General features: G+C 52.9%; 13 protein-coding genes. 7 read left to right on the forward strand and 6 right to left on the reverse strand.

What is annotated here, in order from left to right; genetic code table 11:
* Window positions 1–54: 54 nt before the first annotated feature.
* From EIZ48_RS25875 to EIZ48_RS25885, 3 genes are all read right to left on the reverse strand, one after another.
* Window positions 55–1,422, reverse strand: coding sequence for a YjiH family protein (locus EIZ48_RS25875; RefSeq protein WP_160658052.1), 1,368 nt, complete (start codon window positions 1,420–1,422; stop codon window positions 55–57).
* A gap of 693 nt (window positions 1,423–2,115) precedes the next feature.
* Window positions 2,116–3,489 (reverse strand): glutathione-disulfide reductase, encoded by a 1,374-nt coding sequence (gene gorA, locus EIZ48_RS25880; protein ID WP_160658053.1) that lies wholly within the window; start codon window positions 3,487–3,489, stop codon window positions 2,116–2,118.
* 170 nt (window positions 3,490–3,659) lie between these two features.
* Window positions 3,660–4,499, reverse strand: coding sequence for a 23S rRNA (adenine(2030)-N(6))-methyltransferase RlmJ (locus EIZ48_RS25885; protein WP_160658054.1), 840 nt, complete (start codon window positions 4,497–4,499; stop codon window positions 3,660–3,662).
* 217 nt (window positions 4,500–4,716) lie between these two features.
* Here EIZ48_RS25885 and prlC point away from each other — a divergent pair, with 217 nt between their 5' ends.
* Window positions 4,717–6,759, forward strand: a complete 2,043-nt coding sequence (gene prlC / locus EIZ48_RS25890) for an oligopeptidase A (protein ID WP_160658056.1) — start codon at window positions 4,717–4,719, stop codon at window positions 6,757–6,759.
* Window positions 6,760–6,997: 238 nt separating this feature from the next.
* Here prlC and gppA read toward each other — a convergent pair whose 3' ends face one another.
* Both gppA and rhlB read right to left on the reverse strand, forming a co-directional pair.
* Window positions 6,998–8,488: a guanosine-5'-triphosphate,3'-diphosphate diphosphatase gene (gppA, locus tag EIZ48_RS25895; RefSeq protein ID WP_160658058.1), complete on the reverse strand. Its 1,491-nt coding sequence runs from the start codon at window positions 8,486–8,488 to the stop codon at window positions 6,998–7,000.
* Window positions 8,489–8,497: 9 nt separating this feature from the next.
* Window positions 8,498–9,799: an ATP-dependent RNA helicase RhlB gene (gene rhlB / locus EIZ48_RS25900; RefSeq protein WP_160658060.1), complete on the reverse strand. Its 1,302-nt coding sequence runs from the start codon at window positions 9,797–9,799 to the stop codon at window positions 8,498–8,500.
* A 113-nt stretch (window positions 9,800–9,912) separates the two neighbouring features.
* Between rhlB and trxA the strand changes: the two genes are divergently transcribed.
* The 6 genes from trxA to fre all read left to right on the forward strand — a co-directional run bounded on the left by trxA (window position 9,913) and on the right by fre (window position 15,960).
* The gene (gene trxA, locus EIZ48_RS25905; protein ID WP_075763279.1) at window positions 9,913–10,239 is read left to right on the forward strand and encodes a thioredoxin TrxA; all 327 of its coding nucleotides are present in this window, start codon (window positions 9,913–9,915) and stop codon (window positions 10,237–10,239) included.
* Between the two features lie 198 nt (window positions 10,240–10,437).
* Complete coding sequence (gene rho, locus EIZ48_RS25910; RefSeq protein ID WP_075763278.1) at window positions 10,438–11,700, forward strand: transcription termination factor Rho; 1,263 nt, start codon at window positions 10,438–10,440, stop codon at window positions 11,698–11,700.
* A 232-nt stretch (window positions 11,701–11,932) separates the two neighbouring features.
* The gene (locus EIZ48_RS25915; protein ID WP_240153104.1) at window positions 11,933–12,928 is read left to right on the forward strand and encodes a hypothetical protein; all 996 of its coding nucleotides are present in this window, start codon (window positions 11,933–11,935) and stop codon (window positions 12,926–12,928) included.
* A 137-nt stretch (window positions 12,929–13,065) separates the two neighbouring features.
* Window positions 13,066–14,925 carry a 4-hydroxy-3-polyprenylbenzoate decarboxylase gene (ubiD, locus tag EIZ48_RS25920; protein ID WP_160658061.1) on the forward strand — a complete coding sequence of 620 codons (1,860 nt, stop codon included), beginning with the start codon at window positions 13,066–13,068 and terminating at the stop codon, window positions 14,923–14,925.
* A gap of 51 nt (window positions 14,926–14,976) precedes the next feature.
* The gene (locus EIZ48_RS25925; protein WP_075763276.1) at window positions 14,977–15,240 is read left to right on the forward strand and encodes a 2Fe-2S iron-sulfur cluster-binding protein; all 264 of its coding nucleotides are present in this window, start codon (window positions 14,977–14,979) and stop codon (window positions 15,238–15,240) included.
* A gap of 9 nt (window positions 15,241–15,249) precedes the next feature.
* A complete protein-coding gene (gene fre / locus EIZ48_RS25930; protein ID WP_160658064.1) occupies window positions 15,250–15,960 on the forward strand; it encodes an NAD(P)H-flavin reductase in 711 nt (236 codons plus the stop codon).
* A gap of 130 nt (window positions 15,961–16,090) precedes the next feature.
* On the opposite strand, the gene EIZ48_RS25935 is transcribed toward fre, so the two are convergent.
* Window positions 16,091–16,963, reverse strand: a complete 873-nt coding sequence (locus EIZ48_RS25935; protein WP_160658066.1) for a carboxylate/amino acid/amine transporter — start codon at window positions 16,961–16,963, stop codon at window positions 16,091–16,093.
* Window positions 16,964–17,254 lie beyond the last annotated feature (291 nt).

The raw sequence follows: 17,254 nt of genomic DNA on the forward strand, positions 1-17,254 counted from the left end.
ACAAAAAAACCAGCTGACGGGCAGCTGGTTTTTTATATAAGGATACACTAGTGGTTAAAAGAACAGGTGTCCCATCAGCGCAATGACCGGCAGGGTTACGATAGTACGCAGGATGAAGATCATGAACAGCTCCCATGGCTTAACCGGGATTTTACTGCCGATCAGCAGGGCACCGATTTCCGACATATAAATCAGCTGGGTCACAGACATCGCTGCAATGACGAAGCGAGTCAGATCACTTTCGATGCCGGATGCCAGTATTGACGGCAGGAACATATCGGCAAAACCGACCACAATGGTCTCAGACGCTGCTGTCGCTTCCGGAATTTGCAGTAGCTCCAGAAACGGGATAAACGGCAGTCCGAGGATGCTGAATACCGGCGTATTTTCAGCGATCACCAGTGCGACAGTACCGATTGCCATTACTACAGGCAGCACACCGAAAATCATGTCCACAGCATTTTTCACGCCTTCTGTGATGACATGGCGCAGGCTCTTTACTTCAGCCGCTTTGTTAAGAGCCTGTTCCAGGCCAAAGCTCACAACTGTTTTCCCTGCCGGTACGGCTTCGTAGTCTTCGGTAAGATCGGTACCGTCGATGTACTTATCTTTTTTCCAGGATAGCGGCGGTAGGCGAGGCACAATGACAGCTGCTGCCAGACCTGCCAGACAAACCGTCATATAGAACGGGGCAAACATATGTTCCAGGTTAACCTGAGCAATAACCACCAGGCTGAACGTGATAGAGACGGCAGTGAACGTGGTACCGATCACGGCAGCTTCACGTTCGGTGTAGATTTTGCTCTCGTACTGTTTGCTGGTCATCAGTACACCGACGCTACCGTCACCCAGCCAAGAGGCAATACAGTTAACGGCAGAGCGTCCCGGCAGGTTGAAGAGCGGACGCATGATACGGGTAAACAGGGCACCGACAAACTCAAGCAGGCCGAAGTTCAGTAGAAGCGGCAATAGCAGGCCAGCGAACAGGAATACCGAAAAGAGAACAGGCAACAAGTCATTGAGTACCAGGCCGCCTGTCGCGCCATCATGGATCATCTCTGGACCAATGCCAAAGAAGGTCATCAGGACGAATACGGCGCCCATTTGCTGGACAACAAACCATGGCAACGTCGGGTTGAGCAGGCCGCTCAAAAAGCTGTTTTCGGTGATCGCTCGAGGCTTGAAGAGTTTGGTCAAAATGGCTGCCCCTGCGGTCAGGGAGATCACGAATGTCACAATGGCTGTCAGCATACCGTCAAACAGCGTCTGAACGGACTTGGCCAGCACTGCAATAGGAATGGTTAGGGTGTCCTGGTATTCGATAGGTGCCATGAACAGAAACACACCTAACAGTGAAGGAAGAAGAAACATAAGCCACGTGGCTTTGTTTCTGGATGATGTTGCTATCGCCTGATCCTGCATACTCGACCTTTAACTAACTGTATTGACTGGGAGTAAATAACTGCTCTATGCCTTTCGGAATAAATATTCACTGATCATCCATAATCAGGTGGTGAAAGGTTACAGTTTTTAGTTTGGAAATGGAATACTTTGCGGTGTTTAATGTGTATTTATTCACTTTTATTCTGTCAAATAGCTTGTTTGCAGTTACTTGCAGTTAAGGTGTGATGACAAGATATGCACTTTGTTAAGTAATTGAAATGGAGGCTGTGGCATGTCCTCCACCGTTCATTGTTCCCTTTATAATTTGAAAACCTTGCTGCATTGCTTGCAGCGATAGATCGATTTATAGAGCAAACGTTGCCAGAAGTTCCTTTTAATTCTAATCACCTGAGTACAGCGACATTCCATTGGTGGTTTTCCTTTAATGGGTCAATATGTCTCGATCTTCTCATTTGGGGTTTGAATGAATGGTGAGGGTTATGTTCATCAGGGGTTAATAATGGTGGCGGGGGTTATGTACTAAAGCGGTTGAGCGGAGTTGGCTGTAACGATCTCTGTTGAGCTGATTAGGAGAGGTGTAGCGTGTAGTGAAAAGCCGTATAACAAAAAGCTGGTTAGATGCGCTGCAGTGAGGCTTCTAACCAGCTTGGTAGGTTGTCTACAGAAGACTTATCTTTAGGCTGGTGGAAACTGCCACTAGCCTGTAGTTATTTAGCGCATGGTAACGAATTCTTCCGAGCCCGTAGGGTGGATAGCCACGACGCTGTCGAAGTCTGCCTTGGTAGCTCCCATCTTCATCGCGACACCAAAACCCTGGATCATTTCGTCAACGGTATAACCGATACCGTGAAGGCCGACAACCTTCTCGTCCGGACCGGCACATACCAGCTTCATCTTGCATGGCTGGCGATGCGCGGTTACAGCGGTATACATGGCGGTGAAACCGGACTGGTAGACTTTGATATTGTCCTCGCCGTACTCGGCGATGGCTTCAGGCTCCGTCAGGCCGATGGTGCCGATTGGCGGGTGGCTGAAGACCACGGTCGGGACCAGCTTGTAGTCCATCTTGGCGTCAGTTTTGCCGTTGAACAGGCGCTCAGAAAGCTGGCGGCCGGCCTTGACAGCGACAGGTGTCAGTTCGATACCGCCTTCCATGATATCGCCGACACAGTAGATACCGTCGACGTTGGTCTGCTGGTACTCATCAACTTTGATGTAGCCGCGGCTGTTGGTCTCAACACCGGTAGCGGCCAGGTTGATTTTGTCCGTGGTCGGGTTACGGCCGATAGCCCAGATCAGGACATCGGTATTGTGAGATTCGCCGTTTTCGAAGTGCAGCGTGACAGAGCCGTCTGCTTCTTTCACAACTTCTTTCGGAATTGAGTGGGTGTGCAGGGTCGGGCCTTCCGCATCCATCACTTCGACCAGCGTATTGATGATCATCGGGTCAAAGCTGCGTAGTGGGGATTCCTTGCGGACAAACAGGTGAGTGTCGGTACCCAGTGCACTCAGTACGCCGGCGATTTCAACGGCGATATAGCCTGCGCCAATCACGGCAGTGCGCTTTGGCTGCTCGTTAAGCTCAAAGAAACCGTTTGAGTCGATGCCGTGCTCGGCACCCGGTACGTTAGGAATAGTTGGTTCGCCGCCGACGGCAATCAGGATGTGATCGGCCGTATAGTGCTCGCCGTTTACCTCGATGGTCTTCTTATCGCCCCCTTCTTTTTGATCAACAAAGCGGGCAAAACCATTGATCACTTCAATTTTGTTGTTGCCAAGCACATTATCGTATGCGGTATGAATGCGGCTGATATACGCCTCGCGGCTTTCTACCAGTTTGCTCCAGTCGAATTTTTTGACATCGACATCGAAGCCGTAATCTTTGGCGTACAGGTGCATGGCTTCGGCAATTTGCGCGCCATGCCACATGACTTTCTTCGGAACACAGCCGACGTTTACACAGGTACCGCCTAACGCTTTGGCTTCGATCAGCGCAACCTTGGCGCCGTGCATTGCTGCGCGGTTTGCTGATGCAATACCGCCGCTGCCGCCACCGATACAAATGTAATCAAAATGCTTTGCCATGACTTTCTCCGCTTAATTCTACGATTTATTAGCTAAACCTAGTGTAATCAAGAACGCAGGGAGTTACGAGAGGGGAGGATCGAGAAAGTCGGGCTGGATAGTAATAACTGATGGCAGGAAAGAATAAAGGCGGGCTGGTACCCGCCTCGGTTAATTATGCTCGAAGCCGGTTATTCCGGTACCACCCACTGCACGGTGTGATGACCATGGGTTGGAGCGATAGCCTGCTGTAACCAGGGCAGAATGGCCTGCATCTGGCTTTCCAGTTTCCACGGCGGGTTGATGACAATCATCCCGGAAGCGGTCATGCCTCGCTCGGTCGTATCCGGCTCGACGCCCAGCTCGATTTGCAGGATTTTGCGTATTCCCAACTTTTCAAGGCCTCTCAGCATCTTGTCGATATTCTCGCGATAGACAACCGGATACCAGATCGCATAGGTACCGGTTGCCCAGCGCTTGTAGCTTTCCGCGATGGCGTTAACGACATCCATGTACTCATGTTTCAGCTCATAGGGCGGGTCGATCAACACGACGCCACGGCGCTCTTTCGGCGGCAGGCTGCCTTTTAGTCGCAGGAAGGCATCTTCCTTGTAGATTTTTACCTGGCGGTCACTACGGAACTCCTGCAGCAACAGGGGAAAGTCCGTCGGGTGCAGCTCGGTCAGAACCATACGGTCCTGCTGGCGGATCTGGGCGCGGGCGACACGCGGCGAGCCCGGGTAGTAGCGCAGATCATCGCTGTCGTTTAGTGCCTTGATCGCATCAATGTATGAGGTGATGTCAGCGGGAATATCATCACGCGACCATAGGCGGGCAATGCCTTGCTTGAACTCGCCGGTTTTCTCGCTGCGTTCATCCTGCAGATCATAGCGGCCGACGCCCGAGTGGGTATCGTGATAGACAAATGGCTTATCCTTTTGCTTCAGGGCATCGAGGATCAGACTTTGTACGATGTGTTTGACCACGTCGGCATGGTTGCCGGCATGGAAACTGTGGCGATAGCTCAGCATGAATGAGATCTCTACAGGTAGTCAGTGTTGGGATAGGGGGCATATTATGGCGGATTGTTGGCGAATATCCAGAAAGCGGTCAGATCTTTAGTCGTACAGGCGGTTAATTACACGTTAAAATGAAAGGATAAGCACGATCACAAACCGCGATTAAGGGATTGAATTTACAAGCCCGAAGACACATCTAATAAGGGATAGAAGAATTAAGGATTAGCGCATGTCGAACCCATTATTAACCATGACGGATCTGCCTCCGTTCTCCCAAATCAAGCCTGAACATATCAAGCCCGCTGTTGAACAGGCTATCGCCGACTGCCGTGCCCATGTCGAGTCGGTATTGGCAAATGAAGCCGCGCCAAGCTGGGAGACGATTTGCGCCCCGCTGGCCGAGACCGATGATCGCCTGAGCCGGATCTGGTCGCCAATTGGCCACCTGAATGCGGTGAAAAATAGCAACGAGCTGCGCGAAGCGTATGAGAGTTGTCTGCCGATTCTTTCCGACTACGGAACCTGGGTGGGTCAGCACAAAGGTCTATATGAAGCCTATAAGGCGATTAAGGCCGATGAGAGTTTCGAGCAACTGACCCCGGCGCAGCAAAAATCCATCACCGATGCCCTGAAAGAATTCGAACTGTCGGGCATCGGCCTGCCAGCGGCCGATCAGCACCGCTATGGCGAGATCAGCAAGCGTCTGTCGGAGCTGGCCTCGACGTTCAGCAACAACGTGCTTGATGCCACGATGGGCTGGAGCAAGCTGGTGAGCAACGCTGACGAGCTGGGCGGTTTGCCGGAATCAGCACTGCAGGCGGCTCAGGCGGCCGCCGAGGCGAAAGATCTGAGCGGTTATTTGTTTACCCTGGAAATTCCGTCTTACCTGCCGGTGATGACATACTGTGATAACCGCGAGCTGCGTCAGGAAATGTACGAGGCGTTTGTGACCCGTGCCTCCGATCGCGGCCCGAATGCCGGCAAGTGGGATAACACCGATATCATTGCAGAAAAGCTGAAGCTGAGCCATGAACTGGCCCGACTGCTGGGCTTTAGCACTTACAGCGAGAAATCCCTGGCGACCAAGATGGCTGAAACGCCGGATCAGGTACTGGGCTTTTTGAATGATCTGGCAACCCGCGCCAAGCCGCAGGGCGAGCGTGAAGTTGCCGAGCTGCGTGACTATGCGGCCTCTGAATTCGGTGCCGAGTCGCTGGAGCCTTGGGATTTTGCCTATTATGCCGAGAAGCTGAAGCAGCACCGTTACAGTATTTCTGACGAGCAGCTGCGTCCGTACTTTCCTGAGCACAAGGTGGTCTCGGGTCTGTTCGAAGTGCTGAAGCGCGTCTTCGGTATGGACGTGAAACCACGTGACGGCGTCGATGTCTGGGATGACAGCGTGACCTTCTATGATATCTTCGATGCGTCGGGCGAGCTGCGTGGCAGCTTCTATCTGGATCTCTATGCCCGCGAACACAAGCGCGGCGGGGCGTGGATGGATGAGTGTATGGTACGCCGTACCCGCACTGACGGTAGCCTGCAACAGCCGGTAGCCTACCTGACCTGTAATTTCAACAAACCACTTGGTGATAAGCCTGCCATGTTTACCCATGACGAGGTGGTCACCCTGTTCCACGAGACAGGCCACGGTATCCATCATATGCTGACTCAGGTCGATGCACCTGCCGTGTCCGGTATCAATGGTGTGCCGTGGGATGCCGTCGAGTTACCGAGCCAGTTCCTGGAAAACTGGTGCTGGGAAGAAGAGGCGCTGGCGTTTATCTCCGGCCACTATGAGAGCGGTGAACCTCTGCCGAAAGAAATGCTGGACAAGATGCTGGACGCCAAGAACTTCCAGTCGGCGATGGGCATCCTGCGCCAGCTGGAATTCGGTCTGTTCGATTTTACCCTGTACACCAACTACGATCCGGAAGTCGGTGCTCAGGTACTCGATACCCTGGCGGATATCAAATCTCGCGTCTCGGTTGTGCCAAGTCCGGAGTGGGGCCGTTTCCCGAACAGCTTTAGCCATATCTTTGCCGGTGGCTACAGCGCCGGATACTACAGCTACCTGTGGGCAGAAGTGCTGTCGTCTGATGCCTATTCGCGCTTCGAGGAAGAGGGGATCTTCAACACCGAGACCGGTGCCGATTTCCTTGACTGCATTCTCGAGCGTGGCGGCAGCGAGGAGCCGATGGCGTTGTTCAAGCGCTTCCGTGGCCGGGAGCCGAAGATAGATGCTTTACTCCGTCATTCAGGCATCACTGGCTAATTGAATTTCAAACTGGTTATTTAGCCCAACTTCTGTATCGAAAGTGCTCATTGATAGTTATCAACTCTGCGCTTTCTCTTTGAATTTGGGCTAAATTCCGGCGTTTGATTATCCAATTAGATCATGGTGATAGGTTGTTCTCTTAGCCCTGGCGTGTAGCTAAATCAGACGCACGTTAAGTGAATAAAAAAGGCTCCCTGGGGAGCCTTTTTTGATCGAACGGTTTGTTGCTGTGGTTTTACTCGCTTTCGTCAATAACCAGCGGCCAGCCCATGTCTGTCTGGCGAACCGCTTCTTGCTGTAACTCTGCCTTGGTCAGCGGGTTGGTGCTGAGCCAACGTGCAGGCAGAGTCAGGGTCAATGTGTTGTCATCGACGGTTAGGGTAAACGGTGGCTGGTGGTTATGGTCGCGACGGTGACACAGGATCACGGCCAGACGTAGCAGGCGCAGGATCCGTGCAGCACTTTGGGCCGAGAGAGCATGCTGTTCCGGTAAACTGGTCAGTTGTTCACGGTAGCGGCGTAGCAGCTCGGCGATCAGGTGCTTCTGGGCGCGGGTAAAACCGGGTAGATCGATGTTGTTGATGAGGTAGGCGGCGTGGTCACCACTTTTCTTGAACTCGATACTGGTACCAATCTCGTGCAGGGTGGCACTGGCATTGAGCAGGTATTTGGCCTGCGGCTCTAGCTGCCATGCCTGCTCGCAACTGCCAAGGAGCGACAGGGCTGTGTGAGCAACGGCATCGGCATGCTGGCTGTCGAGCTGGAAGCGTGACTGCAGGCTCAATAAGGTACGCTCACGAACATCATGATGGCGCATCTGGCTCATCATCTCGTAAACCATACCTTCACGCAGGGCACCACCGGCCAGGGTCATCGACTGGATATTCAGTGACTCGAAAATCGCAATCAGGATTGACAAACCGCTCGGGAATACCAGGGCGCGTTCCAGGGTCAGCCCTTCGATATCCAGATCTTCCAGGCGTTCGTACTGCATGGCCTGACGCTGCATGCGCTTGAGTTTCTGCAGGGTGATGATTTCATCCATCCCCTGGGCCAGCATGATTTCCTGCAGCGCCTGAACGGTACCGCTGGCACCGACACAGGTGTCCCAGCCCAGCTCGTGGTAGGACTCGACGATCGGCTCTATCGCATGTTTTGCCGCGTTGATTGCCGCGTCGAAGTTTTCTGCCGTCAGGTAACGATCTTTGAAGTAGCGCTCTAGCCAGGTGACACAGCCGATCTTCAGGCTGGTCAGGGCACTGGCGTCAAAACCTTCACCGATAATAACCTCGGTGCTGGCGCCGCCGATATCAACTACCAGGCGTTTGCCGCACCCGCCTGAGGTGTGGGCGACCCCCTGGTAGATAATCCTGGCTTCTTCCTCACCGGGAATGATTTCGATGCTATGGCCAAGAATATCTTTGGCCTTAGAAAGAAAAGTATCTGAGTTTACGGCCGTACGCAGCGCAGCTGTGCCGACGATGCGGATGTTGTCGTCGGGGATGTCCTGCAGTCTTTCTGCAAACAGGCTCAGGCAGTCCCATCCGCGCTGCATGGCTTCTTCACTCAGCTCATTCTGGCTGTTGAGACCTGCAGCAAGGCGGACCTTGCGCTTGATCTTGGCCAGTGTCTGCACACTGCCGGCGACTTCCCGCACAATCCACATATGAAAACTGTTCGACCCCAAATCTATCGCGGCGTACAGAGGTGATACTGTTCTTTCCATAGACATATCTTACTGTTGTTTTTGGTGCTGCGGGCGGCGACGGTTACGTTGGCGCGACTGACCCTGGCGAGATGAATTATTGCGACGGTTTCCGCCCTGGCGTGGTGAACGCGGGATACTGACCGGCGCAGGCAGATCGTCTAGCAGTGCTTCACCATCGTATTTGGATAGCGGGATCGCATGCTCGATATAGGTCTCGATAGCCGGCAGGTTAATCGCATATTGCTCACAGGCAAAACTGATTGAGTGACCGCTGGCACCAGCACGGCCGGTACGGCCAATACGGTGGACATAATCTTCTGCATCGTCAGGCAGATCGTAGTTGAATACGTGCGTTACCTGAGGAATATGAAGGCCTCGGGCTGCAACATCGGTGGCAACCAGGATATCCACTTCACCCTGGGTGAACTGCTCCAGAATACGGACACGTTTTTTTTGCGGTACATCGCCGGTCAGCAGGCCCACGCGGTGCTTGTCGGCTGCCAGGTGCGCCCAGATGTCTTCACAGCGGTGTTTGGTGTTAGCAAAAATGATGGCGCGATCTGGCCACTCTTCTTCAATCAGGGTCTGCAGCAGACACATTTTGTCCTGGTTCGACGGGTAGAACAGTTCTTCCTGAATTCGGTGTCCCGTCTTTTGCTCTGGCTCGACAATCACGCTTTCAGGATTGTTCATATGCTCAAACGCCAGCTCTTTTACCCGGTATGACAAGGTAGCCGAGAACAGCATGTTCAGGCGTGCCTTTGGTGCCGGCATACGACGGAACAAGAAGCGAATGTCTTTGATAAAGCCCAGATCGAACATGCGATCGGCTTCGTCAAGCACAACAGCCTGAATCGAGCGCAGGTCGATAACACGCTGCTTGTAGAAATCGATGATACGGCCACAGGTACCGATCAGGATATCCACACCGGCTTCCAGTGTTTTTTGCTGTTTCTCGTATGCTTCGCCGCCATAGGCAAGGCCGGCTTTCAGGCCAGTGCTTTCAAGCAACGGTTTGGCATCGTTGTAAATCTGGATTGCCAGTTCGCGTGTAGGTGCCATAATGATGGCACGAGGGTGGTTGGTTTTACGGTCCTCCGCAGCCGGGTTGAGTAGCAAATAGTTAAAAGTCGCCGTCAGGAAGGCCAGGGTTTTCCCTGTACCTGTTTGAGCCTGACCTGCAATGTCTCGGCCGGTGAGCAATACCGGCAATGCCAACGCCTGGATAGGCGTACAATTATGGAAACCTTTGGCTTCCAATCCTTGTAAAACCTGAGGGTCTAACCCCAGGTCGGCAAATTTCTGCTCTGTGATGTGAGTCGTCTTCATTCGTATAGAATATCAGCTTAGGGTTGCAATACGAAACGGATTCCATTCAAATAGAGCATCGATTTGCTGGTTAAAATGAAATCAGCCAACAAAATCAACCATTGGAGTGGAAGATGAGCGACAAGATTGTGCAGCTGACAGACGCAAGTTTTGATAATGACGTGATTAACGCTGCGGGCCCTGTATTAGTCGATTTTTGGGCAGAATGGTGTGGCCCTTGTAAAATGATTGCCCCAATTCTTGACGAAATCGCGGACGAATACGAAGGCAAGCTGACGATCGGTAAACTGAATATCGATCAGAATGCAGGTACGCCGCCTAAATTTGGTATCCGCGGTATTCCGACACTGCTGCTGTTTAAAGACGGCGGTGTGGCAGCTACCAAGGTAGGTGCGCTATCTAAAAGCCAGCTTAAAGAGTTCCTGGACGCGAACCTGTAAGCCGCTTCTTGCCCGAACCGTGCGCAATTTCTCAGTTGTGCATGGTTTGACTTCCGACTATGCTAGACGGATGGCGTGTTTAGTGCTAACTTATTGCACGTAAATTGTATATTTGTTCATTCCTTGACCAGCCCCATTGGTCAACACTATCTCAACTAACATAGAACCCCGATTTTGACTGACAAGAAACCCACCACTATGAATCTTACAGAACTGAAAAACCAACCTATTTCGAAGTTGGTTGCGCTTGGCGAAAGCTTAGGGTTAGAAAACCTGGCGCGTTTGAGAAAACAAGACATCATCTTTTCTATTCTCAAGCAGCACGCAAAAAGTGGTGAGGACATTTTTGGCGATGGTGTTCTAGAGATCCTTCAAGATGGCTTCGGCTTCCTCCGCTCTGCAGACAGCTCTTACCTTGCCGGCCCTGACGACATCTACGTATCTCCTAGCCAAATCCGCCGATTCAACCTACGTACTGGTGATACCATTGCCGGGAAGATCCGTCCTCCGAAAGATGGCGAGCGTTATTTTGCCCTGCTGAAAGTCAACGAAGTTAACCACGACAAGCCTGACAATGCCCGTAACAAGATCCTGTTTGAAAACCTGACTCCGCTGCATGCCAATGATCGCATGCGTATGGAACGTGGTAACGGTTCGACGGAAGATATTACGGCTCGTGTTCTTGATCTGGCATCACCAATCGGTAAAGGTCAGCGTGGTCTAATCGTGGCACCGCCGAAAGCGGGTAAAACCATGTTGTTGCAGAATATTGCCCAGAGCATTGCCTACAATCACCCTGAGTGTGAGCTGATGGTACTGCTGATCGACGAACGTCCGGAAGAAGTGACCGAGATGCAGCGTCTGGTTAAGGGTGAAGTGGTTGCCTCGACGTTCGATGAGCCGGCATCTCGCCACGTGCAAGTGGCAGAAATGGTTATCGAGAAGGCTAAGCGTCTGGTTGAACACAAGAAAGACGTGGTTATCCTGCTTGACTCGATTACCCGTCTGGCGCGTGCCTACAACACCGTGGTGCCTTCATCTGGTAAGGTACTGACAGGTGGTGTTGATGCAAACGCCCTGCACCGTCCTAAGCGTTTCTTCGGTGCTGCACGTAACGTTGAGGAAGGCGGCAGCCTGACTATCATCGCTACCGCGCTGGTCGATACCGGTTCTAAGATGGACGAAGTTATCTACGAAGAGTTCAAGGGTACAGGTAACATGGAACTGCACCTGTCACGTAAGATTGCCGAGAAGCGTGTCTTCCCTGCGATTGACTTCAACCGCTCTGGTACCCGTCGTGAAGAGCTACTGGCGAAAGCGGATGAGCTACAGAAGATGTGGATCCTGCGTAAGATTGTTCACCCGATGAGTGAAACAGACAGCATGGAATTCTTGATCGACAAACTGTCGATGACCAAGACCAACGACGAGTTCTTTGACGCGATGCGCCGTCAGAAGTAATAATTTAGCTGTCTAACTCACAGTTTTCTGAAACGCCACCTTGTGTGGCGTTTTTTATTGGGCAGAGATCCTGCATAATCCTATCAAACAGTATTCGATTACATTTCATTGTAGATGCTGATCACTGTATTGAGGTACTGTAGGCGCTAGCTTCGCAGCTGATTGTGCACCAGGAGGGTGAGCAGGCTGCAGCGCTTAGCAAGGAATGCGTTCTTCATCGTGAGGAGGTGACATGCGACAAGGATGGTGCATGCTGTTGTTACTTCTGGCGGGCGGCCTGAAACCTGCCGTCGCCGTTGAAGTCTCGAAGCAGGAAGTAAAACAGGTGGCTGCTTCTCCCCAGGTACAAACCCGGGTAGCGGCCCTGATAACCCTCTATGACCGGAGTGACTTTCGCGCTCTGGAGTTTAATCTTTCCCAATTGGCCCTGTTGCAGCAGGAAGCGGTGCGTGCCCAACTGGTGCAGCATGCGCTCGATAGCGGCGAGCTGGATCAGGCAAAGGCCATCTGGCTCCAGGCGCAGGCAGAGCGAAAGCCTGCCTTTACCGTGGTCGAGCAAGGTGATGGCTACCTTGTTACCCAGTCAGCCTTTCATTACGGCGCCCAGGCTCGAAGCCTGGTGATGGAGTGGCAGCAGATTTTGCTGGCACAGGAGATGGTTCGCGATGCCGAGTCTGGCGACTTGGTATTATCTGGCTGGCTGGCCGGGGATCTGCGCAGCCAGAAGAAACGCCGGGATCTCTTTCTGAAACACCTTCCGGAGCTATCCGAGCAGGCGGTCGCGCAACTGGTGAGCCAGTTTACCTCTGATAGCAAGCTGATGTGGCTGCCGGATAACGGGGTTATTGCCCGGTTGGCGGCGGTTTCCGGTGATGAGCAAATGTATCACCTGTTATGGCTTCGCCGAACGGACCGATACAGCCTGGCAGAGGTGAACCGGCTGGCCGATTTGGCTCCGGCTCCGGCCGCGGTTAAACAATTGATGGCCGCCACGATTAACCCTTCCCTGAAGCCTGTTGCCTACAAAGCCCTCGTGACTCTCAAGCCCCTGCCGATTGAGGCCAGGGAGTTTCTGCGAGAGAAGCTGGATGAAGTGGATGACGGCGAGATGGTGGCCTATGAGCTGGCCCAGCAAGGCTACGTGCAGTGGCTGGAAAAGTTGGCTTCCGACAGCCGCAACCAGGTGGTCAAAAACAACCTCAAGGCAGCGATGGCGAGATTGCCCTGATACCCCAGTTCACTGATTTTCCAGTGTGTTCACGTTAACAACTCGTTATAATGTTGCCACTTTAATTGCAGATCCCGGCTGGTAAGGTGACCAGATCGGGATTTGATGCCTTTTGGATAGTGGATAGCATTGAGCCTATGAAATTCAAAGATCTGCGAGACTATATTGCGTATCTGGAGCAAATCGGCCAGCTGAAGCGAATTAAGCAGCCTGTCGATCCGGATCAGGAAATCACAGAAATTTGTGACCGTACGCTACGTGCCGGCGGTCCGGCCTTGCTGTTTGAAAACCCGGTCGGCTATGGCATGCCGGTACTGGGCAACCTGTTCGGCACCCCCGAGCGGGTGGCGATGGGAATGGGCCGGCAGGATGTTAAAGAGCTGCGTGAAGTCGGCAAGTTGCTGGCCTACCTGAAAGAGCCCGAGCCGCCACGCGGATTTCGTGATGCCATCGATAAGCTTCCTGTGTTCAGGCAAGTGTTGAATATGCCGGCCAAACGGCTGCGCAAAGCGCCTTGCCAGCAGGTGGTTTGGGAAGGCGATGCGGTGGATCTGGACAAAATTCCGGTGATGAGCTGCTGGCCGGGTGATGTTGCCCCGCTATTGACCTGGGGGCTGACGGTGACCAGGGGGCCGAACAAGAGACGCCAGAACCTGGGGATTTACCGCCAGCAAAAGCTGGGCAAGAACAAGATCATCATGCGCTGGCTGGCCCACCGTGGCGGGGCGCTGGATCTGCGTGACTGGATGGAGGCGCACCCCGGTAAGCCTTTCCCGGTTTCCGTGGCCTTCGGTGCCGATCCGGCTACCATTCTGGGCGCGGTGACCCCGGTGCCGGATACCTTGTCTGAATACGCCTTTGCCGGCTTGCTGCGAGGTAGCAAAACGGAAGTGGTGAAAAGCATCAGCAATGATCTGGAAGTGCCAGCCAGTGCCGAGATTGTGCTGGAAGGCTACATCGATCCCGATGAGTTTGCCGATGAGGGGCCGTATGGTGATCACACCGGCTACTACAACGAGGTCGAGCGCCACCACGTATTCACGATTACGCACGTTACAATGCGTAATGACCCGATTTACCACAGTACCTACACCGGTCGTCCGCCCGATGAGCCCGCGGTACTGGGCGTGGCACTGAACGAAGTGTTTGTGCCTATCTTGCAAAAGCAGTTCCCGGAGATTGTTGATTTCTACCTGCCGCCGGAAGGGTGTTCGTACCGGATGGCCGTCGTTACTATGAAGAAGCAGTATCCGGGCCATGCCAAACGGGTGATGATGGGCGTGTGGTCGTTCCTGCGTCAGTTCATGTATACCAAGTTTGTGATTGTCTGTGACGAGGATGTCAACGCCCGGGACTGGAACAGTGTGATCCAGGCGATGACGACCCGTATGGCGCCGACGCGTGATACGGTGATGATCGAGCATACTCCGATCGACTCGCTGGACTTTGCCTCGCCGGTGGTCGGTCTCGGTTCGAAAATGGGACTGGATGCCACCATTAAGTGGGAGGCTGAAACCGCTAATTCGCCAGCAGAACAGCGTCCGTTTGATGCTAGTTTCGATATCGAAGCAGGGATCGCTGCTTTGATGCAGGAGTACCCTGAGATCGTCGATTTTTATCTGCCGCCGGAAGCCGATGCCAGCAAAATGGCTATCGTGAGTCTTCGCAAAGAGACAGCCGGTCAGGCCCTGCGAGTTATGGATGGTGTCTGGGCATTGTTGGATAAATTTACCGATCCCCGGTTCGTGATAGCCTGCGATGATGATGTCAATGTTCGTGACTGGAATGATGTGATCTGGGCGGTCACGACCCGGATGGATCCAAGCCGTGATACTGTGCTTATCGACAACTTGTGTTCAGGCTCGAGAATGGGGATGGATGCCACCAATAAGCTGCCGGGCGAGACAGATCGCGAGTGGGGGACCCCTATCAGCAAAGACCCGGAAATCGTTGCCAGAGTTGATGCTGTCTGGGATGAGCTGGGTATTTTGAAATAACCCAAAGAGAATGAGTGGCTAGCGGGAGTTAACCACTTTGAGAGTAATTATATGCACCAAGTACGCCTGTTGCCTCATGATATTACGTTTACTGCCGATGAGCGGGAAACTGTCTTGCAGGCTGCGCTCAACGCAGGTGTCGCTTTTCCTAACCGGTGTCAGGTCGGGGCATGCGCCATGTGTCTTTGTCGCAAGCTATCTGGCGAGATAAGTTACCAGCTTGAGCCTATGCTTACTGAGAAAGAGCAAGCCGAAGGTTGGATCTTTACCTGTCAGGCCACCGCCAAAAGTGACTTGGTATTAGAGTTAGACTAGAGGAAAACAATGTCTATTAAATGTGAAGTAAAGTCAGTTGAATCGCTCGCGTGCAATACCTACCGTATTCTGCTTCAGCCAGAGCAAAAACTAGAATTCAAAGCGGGTCAGTATCTGCTGGCTGTGATGGGCGAGAAAGACAAGCGTCCGTTTTCTATTGCCAGCAGCCCGTGCCGTGAGGGCGAGCTGGAGCTGCATATCGGTGCTGCCGAGCATAACCCGTATGCGATCGAAGTGGTTGATGCGATGAAGGCTGCGCTTGAAAATAGCCAGTCTTTTGAGATTGAAGCCCCGCATGGCGAGGCCTGGGTGCGCGAAGACAGCGACAAGCCGTTGTTGATGATTGCCGGTGGAACCGGATTCTCTTACGTGCGCAGCATTCTGGACAACTGCCTGAGCCGCGGTGTGAGCCAGCCGATTTTTGTCTACTGGGGTGGCCGTGACGCCTGTCAGCTGTATGCCCATGATGAGCTTGAGGCGCTAGCTAAGGAACACAGTAACCTGACGTATGTGCCTGTGGTTGAAACCGCCCCGGAGAACTGGCAGGGCAAGGTAGGCAATGTGCTGGAAGCGGTCGACAATGACTTTATCAGCCTGTCGGCTTACGACATCTACCTGTGTGGTCGCTTTGAGATGGCCGGGGCTGCACGAGAGCAGTTTACGGCAGAGAAAGGGGCCGAACGCGATCGCATGTTTGCCGACGCGTTTTCGTTTATCTAAGTGCAGTTCCTCGGTGCTAGGCCCTAGTTTCTAGGAAGAACGGGCTTTGCAAGAGTGAGGGCTTGATATAATAAAAAGGCGAACCTACCGGGTTCGCCTTTGTTGTATGTACTGCCCCTCAAGCCATGATTTAAGTCCGTGCCATGTCTACCTTGCGTTTTACCCAAGTCTCGTTGACCCACAGCGAGGCCATGATAATGAGCCCGCCGATGATCAGGCGCGGGTAGTCGACATCGCGGTTCCAGATGACGATATTGACGATAAGCCCGGCCGGAACCAGCGCATTGTTCATAATGGCCAGGGCACCGGCATTGACCAGGGTGGCGCCCTTGTTCCAGATGAAATAGCCCAGACCGGACGCGATGATCCCCAGGTAGATAAGAATACCCCACTGGGTGTTGGTGGTCGGCAGCTTGTCGAGGTTGCCAAACAGCAGGAACATCGGCAGGGCAACGCAAATTGCCCCGAGGTAGAACAGCCCGAACACAGTGTGCTGCGGCAGTTCGGCCTTTTCCTGCTCCATGGTGCGCTTGTAGCCGACCTGACCGATGGCAAAGCACAGATTGGCGCCCTGTACGATGAAAAAGCCGATAATGAAGTTCTCGTTGATCCCTTCAAACTTGATGACTGCTGCGCCCACAACGGCAATGGCGGCGGTGATCAGGTACCAGGCCGAGAACTGCCGGTGCAGCAGATCGTAGATCAGGGTGACATAAATCGGGGTAAAGATAGTAAACAGCAGGACTTCCGGCACGCTGAGATACAGGAAGGACTGGTAGTAGAAGCAGTACATCAGTCCGAGCTGGAAGGCTCCGACAACCATCAGCTTGACGGCCAGTTTAGGGTGGAGGTGCTGTTTGCGCAGAAAGGGCAAAAAGACCAGTGCTGCGAGTGCTACCCGGGTTAAAACGGAAAACCAGGCATCGACCTGGCCAGCCAGATAAACGCCGATCAGGCTAAAGGAAAATGCCCATAGCAGGGTGATAGCAGATAGATATCCCATATGAATAAGTAACGAAGTTCCATTGAATAATGCAGCTAGTGTAACTGATTGCAGCGGAATGAAATATCGTCAATTTGTGTGGGATTAGGTCCGAAGTGCCCACACGCCGTGAGCACTCGGGTAACGATAGGGAATCGTAGCGCTTATTTTAGGTTCTTCGCAGATTAGCGGGAACTGAAAACAAAAACGGTAGTAAGTGATATGGTTTAGTCGCCAAACAAAAACCTACACAAACTACCGTTTTCATGTCGAATAATACTTTCCTATCTTCCTTCTGGGAAGGCTTTCAGA

It is taken from the genome of Photobacterium alginatilyticum, from assembly GCF_009910675.1.
Taxonomy (GTDB): Bacteria; Pseudomonadota; Gammaproteobacteria; order Enterobacterales; family Vibrionaceae; genus Photobacterium; species Photobacterium alginatilyticum.